This is a genomic window from Desulfobacterales bacterium (genome assembly GCA_021647905.1).
Classification (GTDB): domain Bacteria; phylum Desulfobacterota; class Desulfobulbia; order Desulfobulbales; family BM004; genus JAKITW01.
Map to the genome: position 1 here is coordinate 20,581 of JAKITW010000034.1, position 6,719 is coordinate 27,299.

At 55.2% G+C, this 6,719-nt stretch carries 4 protein-coding genes and 1 pseudogene; 2 read left to right on the plus strand and 3 right to left on the minus strand.

Annotation, left to right across the window (positions count from 1 at the left end):
- Window positions 1-169 precede the first annotated feature (169 nt).
- Both L3J03_06740 and rlmN read left to right on the plus strand, forming a co-directional pair.
- Window positions 170-301 (plus strand): annotated as a pseudogene (locus L3J03_06740) (prepilin-type N-terminal cleavage/methylation domain-containing protein).
- A 388-nt stretch (window positions 302-689) separates the two neighbouring features.
- Entirely contained in the window at window positions 690-1,730 is a 1,041-nt protein-coding gene (rlmN, locus tag L3J03_06745) for a 23S rRNA (adenine(2503)-C(2))-methyltransferase RlmN (protein MCF6290674.1), read from the plus strand.
- A gap of 160 nt (window positions 1,731-1,890) precedes the next feature.
- Here rlmN and L3J03_06750 read toward each other — a convergent pair whose 3' ends face one another.
- Genes L3J03_06750 through L3J03_06760 form a run of 3 tightly spaced genes read right to left on the minus strand, consistent with a single transcriptional unit; the run spans window position 1,891 to window position 6,376 of the window.
- Window positions 1,891-4,584, minus strand: coding sequence for a DEAD/DEAH box helicase family protein (locus L3J03_06750; GenBank protein MCF6290675.1), 2,694 nt, complete (start codon window positions 4,582-4,584; stop codon window positions 1,891-1,893).
- Window positions 4,581-5,648, minus strand: a complete 1,068-nt coding sequence (locus L3J03_06755) for a PDDEXK nuclease domain-containing protein (GenBank protein ID MCF6290676.1) — start codon at window positions 5,646-5,648, stop codon at window positions 4,581-4,583. The genes L3J03_06750 and L3J03_06755 overlap by 4 nt, the downstream gene beginning before the upstream one ends.
- Window positions 5,645-6,376, minus strand: a complete 732-nt coding sequence (locus L3J03_06760) for a site-specific DNA-methyltransferase (GenBank protein ID MCF6290677.1) — start codon at window positions 6,374-6,376, stop codon at window positions 5,645-5,647. Before L3J03_06760 ends, L3J03_06755 begins: the two co-directional genes overlap by 4 nt.
- Window positions 6,377-6,719 lie beyond the last annotated feature (343 nt).

Below are 6,719 nucleotides of genomic sequence, written 5' to 3' on the forward strand. Positions count from 1 at the left end.
CAAGGGGCCGGATCCAACTGATTTCACGGATAACTACCCGTGTTTTTTATTATTTTTTTCTGGACATGGATGGGATTCTATGCTACCCATCCCGTTATATCGAGCCAATTTCAGAGTCGAACGGTCATTACGGCGCACATGAAGAAAGAGTTAACTCCCGGAGAGAGCAATGAACTCGTCACCTCTGCACGATGATAACCACGGTTTCAGTCTGATTGAACTGATGATCGTGGTGGCTATCATCGGAATCCTGGCCGTGGTGGTTGTCCCCACCTATTTCAGCTATACCCAGCGGGCCCGGGTCGCGAGCATGATCATTCCCTCGGTCCATACCATTGAGTCCAATGTGGGCGAGTTCTATGCGATGAACGGCACCATGGTTCATAACTCCACCGATGAGGTGAAGATGCTGGCCAATGCCGACACCACCTATCTAAAAGGACTGTCGGTTTCCAATTCCGGTGTTATAAGAGTGACGGTGGATGCGGTGTCAAACACCATGCGGCTCAATGCCCTGAACAATAAGGCGCTTACCGTGACGCCGGACTATGGTGATTACAAGACCATCAAATGGACCCTGTCCGGTGAGTTGAAGGATTTTGTCAAGCTGAAGAATTAATCCCATTGACCATGGCTGAAAAAAATCGCATCCGGATGGTTTCCGGGTGCGATTTTTTTTATGGAACAAGATGATCGACAAGGTTGACCTGAAAAATTTTTCCCTGGACCAGCTGGTTGATTATGTCCGGGAACTGGGCCTGCCCTCCTTCCGGGCCGGCCAGTTGTTCTCCTGGATTTATCGGCCCGGGATCACCGGTTTTGAGCAGATGACCGATATTGCCATGGAACTGCGGCAAGACCTGGCCGGGCAGGCTGTTTTTTCACGTTTTGAATCGCTGCTGCGGGAAAAATCCAGGGACGGCACGGTCAAGTACGGCTTCAGGCTCAATGACGGCCTGCTGATCGAATCGGTATTGATCCCTGATGATGATCGTCATACCCTCTGTCTCTCCTCCCAGGCCGGTTGCGCCATGGGCTGTGTCTTCTGTCTCACCGCCACCATGGGGCTCAGGCGCAACCTGAGCCCGGCCGAGATCGTCAACCAGGTCGGCGCGGTACGTGACGAGATGCTGAAACAGGACCAGGGCGGGATAACCAATCTGGTGTTCATGGGCATGGGCGAGCCGCTGGCCAATTTCAACAACCTGGTCACCGCGATCTCTATTCTCACCGAACAGCGGGGCCTGGATTTTTCAGACCGGCGGATCACGGTCTCTACCTGCGGGCTGGCGCCGAAAATAAGAGAGCTGGGGCTGAAAACAAAGGTCAACCTGGCCGTTTCCCTGCACAGTGTCAGGGACGAGGTCCGCAGCCGGCTGATGCCGATCAATAAGACTTACGGGGTGGATGAACTGCTGGCCGCCTGCCGGGACTTCCCCATGCCCCGGCGGAAACGGATCATGTTCGAGTACATCATGCTCGATGGGATCAACGACTCTGACCAGGATGCGCGCCTGCTGGCGGATAAATTGAAAGACATCCGCTGCAAGATCAATCTGCTGCCCTATAACCAGACCAAGGAGCTGCCCTACAGGCGGTCGCCGGCCCAGCGGATCGAACGATTTCAGAAAATCCTCTGGCAGGCCGGCTACACGGTTCTGGTCCGCACCAGCCGGGGCAGCGATATCTCGGCGGCCTGCGGCCAACTCGCTGGTAAGCAGCAGGATTAGGCCCCTGCTCTACCCCCTGAGCTACGGGGCGATCGGAATGGAATGGGTTTATTGCTCATTTGGTCAAGCTTTCAGGGAGATATCTTGATTTTCGCAAACACTGTAATAATCGAGAAAGGAAGGTGATATTTCAAGGCACCTATAATTTGTCTTGCAAACTTCATCTGCCAAAGCGCTTGGCCAATGCCTCCAGAGTCATGTTCACGGCAATCTCGTCATGGGGGATCAGCAGGTAACGCCACGGTTTGCCACCGTGGCTGGCCGCATAGTTCGAGGCATTAGCACACCATTTCACGGCAGACTCCTTTTTAGCCAGCACTACAGGATCATTCATCTGGTTACTGGCCTTAGGTTCGAGCATGTAAATCGTGTCGCCGGCCTCAGCCACGAAATCGGGCTGGTACTCCAGGGGGGTTGTGCCCTGGCGGTAATAGAGCTGAAATTGCCCCCTGGCCGGCTTGAACCATTTCAACGTATCACGTTCGAGAATCACCGCCAGCCTACGTTCCGCCTCGGAATCGAACTTTTGGGTCGGGAAGAGGCACCGGGTAAACCCCCCGAAGAGGTACTTCGCCATGTTGCTTTTGTCGGCCGGGGAAATCCGATAATCAGCGGTTGGCTCGACGACTAGGTGGGCATAGGCGCTTTGCCTGAGTTCGGTAAAGCCGCAGCTCACCTTTACTTCCAATTCACCCTTCTCCTCCCAGAAATGGTCCTGCATCTGGGCGTGGATAAATCTGGCAATCTCGCGCTGGTGACAACGCAGCACCTTGCTGACATCTTCTTCGGGAAGATAGCTCTTGAAATGGCGCACCGTCTGGGCGGCCAAGTCGTAAAGCAGATCGGCATGGTCGTCATAGGAGATGTCGTTGAAGTCGATCAAACCACTGACCACATAATCCTCCAGCCGTTCTTCCTCGATGCCGCCTTTTCCCATTGCCAGCACTTCACGGTAGTCGGTGCGCAGATGCTGAATCCATAGTTCATCGGATACCGCCTGGTACTTCAATGCTTCCAGGTTGAGAATGAAGGCTTCGAACCCGGACTTGACCTCGCCCTTGGGCACCACCAAAATACGCGGAATATCGATGGTCTGTTCCACGACCAGTTCCGCGGTCTTGGCCACCACCTGAGCAATATCCGGTCGTTCGGCAAACCCCTCCAGGGCTGGTTGCGCCGGTTGCCGCTCTTCAACCGCCTTGACGATGGCCGCCTGAATCTCAGGATTTTTGAGATGCGCAAGAGTTGGCAGGGTTTGCGGCTGGTTCTCGTACTTCTTGATCACCTCCCAGGCCACCTGGGCGATTTCTTGTTCCTCGGGCCGAGTGAAATGCGGGGCCTCATCGCCACCGGCCACCGTCGTGCTGCTGGTGACATTAGCCGGTTTCAGCCCCAGCTTGTTTGCCAGGAGAGACTGCGACACCACCGTCGCGGTCTTTTTTTCCAGCTCATCCCCATCAATCACCACCGCCTTCAAGCGGATAGCTGAATCGGGGCGGTTGGCCTCGTCGATGATCTCTTGAAATTTGTCGTGGGCGACAATGTTCAAACGGTCCACCGCCATATTGCCGGTGCGCTTACCGTAGGGCAGCCGCAACCCCCGGCCGATCGATTGTTCAATGAGGATGCGGGCGTTGGCGGCCCGCAGCGGCACGATGGTATAGAGGTTGGTCACGTCCCAGCCCTCTTTCAGCATATTGACGTGGATGACGATCTCGGTTGGTTCGGAGGTCGCCTCCACCTTGAGCAACCGTTCGATCATCTCTTCCTCGGCCTTGCCGGTTCGGCTTGAGTCCACCTGGATGACCTTGTCCCGGTAATGGCCGGTAAAGAAGGCCTCGGACTGAATCAAGGAGAGCAACTGCCCGGCATGGGTGGTATCGCGGGCGATCACCAGCAGGAAGGGCTTGACGATGGGCTTGCCGGTCTCCCGGGCATAGGTTTCCAGTTCCACCTTGACGCTTTCGTGCAGCCGCACCCCATCTTCCAACTTAAGCCGCTCTATTTCCTCCGGCGACATCCCGGCCGGGTTGAAGTCCTTACGGGTCACCACCGCCGGTTCCTTGACAAAACCATCATCCATGGCGCGGCCCAGGGCATAGTCGTAGATGACGTTCTTGAATGGCAGCGGCCCCTTGCTGGTCTCCACAAATGGCGTGGCGGTCAGTTCCAGTCCCAGGACAGGCTTGAGTTCGTTAATGGCCCGCACTCCGGCGCTGGCCCGGTAGCGATGCGATTCGTCCATCAGCAACACCAGGTCCGGCAGCCCGGCCAAATAATCGAAGTAACTCTCGCCGATGTACTCGGATAACCTTTTAATGCGTGGGGATTTCCCGCCCCGCACCTCGGAATTGATCTTGGAGATATTAAAGATATTGATATGGACGCCGGCATGCATGCCGGGCAACCAGCCAGCGCGCACCCCGACCCCGCTTTCATAGGTATCGCCGGTAATCACTTGGGGTGGCTCAGTGGCGAACTCGGCAATGCCCTTGAACACGTATTTTGGCGTATTCGGAGTGAAGTCAGCAATCAGCTTGTTGTAGATGGTGAGGTTCGGCGCCAGCACGAAGAAGTTGTTGATGCCACGGGCCAGGTGCAGATAGCTGACAAAGGCCCCCATCAGCCGAGTCTTGCCGACCCCGGTGGCCAGGGCGAAGCAGAGGGACGGAAACTCACGCTCGAAATCAGTGACTGACGGGAACTCGCCACGGACTATCTCCAGAATGGCGGCAGCATTCGAGTCCTTAGCGGGCGGTGAAATTTCGGTGATGCGGTGGAGAATCTCCAACGAGCGCCGCTGGGGTGGCCGGAGCGACAAGCGTCCGGAGATGGCGTTGACGTGGCGGTTCATTGCTCCACCTCCTTTTGCTGATTCCCTTGCAGAGTAAATCGTTGCCTGGCCAGGATCAGGGCCTTATGAAGCTCCTGCTCCAGAACCTCCCGCGCCGGCAGCTCGGTCAGGTACTCCGCCACTCGGATACCGCTCTGTTCAAGTTCCAGCAGTTCCACGGTTTCATGTTTTTTGCCGGCGCAGAGAATGAGACCGATGGGCGATTCTTCACCTTCCTGCCGTTCGTATTTGTCCAACCAGCGCAGATAGAGTTCCATCTGGCCCTTGTCAGCCGGTTTGAATTGACCGAGTTTGAGTTCGATGGCCACCAGCCGTTTAAGTCTGCGGTGGAAGAAGAGCAGGTCGAGATAGTAATCGTCGTTATCCACCTGAATGCGCTTCTGGCGGGCAATGAACGAAAACCCGGCCCCGAGTTCAAGGAGAAACTGTTCCAACTCCCGTAGGATGGCGTCTTCCAGATCCTTTTCCAGATAACGGTCAGTGAGGCCGAGAAAATCGAGAAAATAGGGGTCGCGGAAAACAAGATCCGGAGTAAGCCGGTCTTCATTGCGCAAGGCGTCAAGTTCTAGACGAATCAGTTCGTCGGGCTTTTTTGATAAGGCTGTGCGCTCGAAGAGCATGGAGTCGATTTTTTTTTGCAGGGTACGTGTGCTCCAACCTTCTATGCGGCACATTTCGGCATAAAAATCGCGTTTCAGTGGATCATCGAGATAGATAATTGTCTTGAAATGACTCCAGCTCAATTTTGCACACAGCGCCTGCAAAATTTCGGTATCGGTAAACACCTCCGCCAAACGCACCATGTAGGCGAGATTCCGTTCGCTCCAGCCTCGTCCATAGTCGCTGGTCAATTTTGCCGACAGTGTCGGCAAAATCTCTTTGCCGTATTCAGCTCGCTCGCCCTTTAATATTTCCCGCTGAATGCGCTGGCCCACACGCCAATAGAGCATGGTCAGAGTGGCGTTGACCGTGGTGGCGACCGTGGTGCGGGCCTCTTCGATCAGGCCGCGCAGTTCATGAAGAATGGCATCGGCATGGGAGACCGGACTTTTCTTTTTTGTCATGGTTTTCCCTCCTCGCCGAACAATAAGAGCTGCCCCGGCTCCGTTGGTTTCCGCGACAGATTCTCGACCTTGAGGCTGTAATCGTCGTGGCCCCATTCGCAGCGGGAGAGAACCCGGCGGGGGATCTTCTTGACCGTGAGATTGGCATAGTCGACCCGACCCCGGAAGGCGGTGCAAAGCACGAGGAGCGATCGCTCCTGCCCCACCTCGTCGGAAAGTTCCTGTAATTGCTCGTGGGTGAGGTTGGCAGTGGTCACATAGATGAAGTCCTGTTCAGTGGAATGGCCGTGCTGCCAGTAGATGGAGTTCGACGGCGCGTAGGTGAAACCCTCCAGCTTGCAGAGGGCCTCGGCCAGCATGGCCGCGTTGTAGGTCTTGTTGATTACCCAGTTGCCCCAACGGTCCTTTTCCAGCAGTGACGGGGCCAGGCGGTAATAGCGAAAGCCGCCGCCGCCTTTCCAGTTGACGGCCTTGGAGATACCGCCGGGGTCTTCGCCATTGATGACTTTTTGGAGGCGCGGGATAATGTGGGTGTGGCAGTGTTCGCCCAACTCCACCATGATCCAGCGCCGACCCATTTTGTGGGCCACGGCCCCGGTGGTGCCGGAACCGGCAAAGGAGTCAAGGACCAAATCGCCGGGATTGGTGGCGATATGAAGTACGCGATGAAGTAGACGTTCTGGTTTAGGTGTGATAAATGCGTCGGTTTTACCAGATAATGCGTGCATTTCCTTCTTGGCCTCATCCGTGTGACCGACTTCATTGTGAGGCCACCATGTCCATGGGACAAATCCTTCTACCTCATCCAAAAATCTGATTATGTTTGGTTGGCTGCTATTGTCTTTTCCGAAATAAATTCTGCCATCGGCTAACAATTTTTTATATTTAGTCTCGATCGTCGACCAACAACGCCCCTCTGGTGGGCGATGGACGGTACCATTAGGTGTCATAGACTATAATTCTTCATCACTGACGGCGGGAAAATCCTGGCACTGAGAATGATACAGAACATCTCGGACCCTCTCAACTATAACATTCTATGGAGGAGAGGTGAAGATGACAAAAAGAAGC

What these genes read in the sequence shown, in the direction of transcription:
- L3J03_06760 (MCF6290677.1), bottom strand. Translation starts at nt 6,376, where the DNA reads ATGCACGCATTATCTGGTAAAACCGACGCATTTATCACACCTAAACCA.
- L3J03_06750 (MCF6290675.1), bottom strand. Translation starts at nt 4,584, where the DNA reads ATGAACCGCCACGTCAACGCCATCTCCGGACGCTTGTCGCTCCGGCCA.
- rlmN (MCF6290674.1), top strand. Translation starts at nt 690, where the DNA reads ATGATCGACAAGGTTGACCTGAAAAATTTTTCCCTGGACCAGCTGGTT.
- L3J03_06755 (MCF6290676.1), bottom strand. Translation starts at nt 5,648, where the DNA reads ATGACAAAAAAGAAAAGTCCGGTCTCCCATGCCGATGCCATTCTTCAT.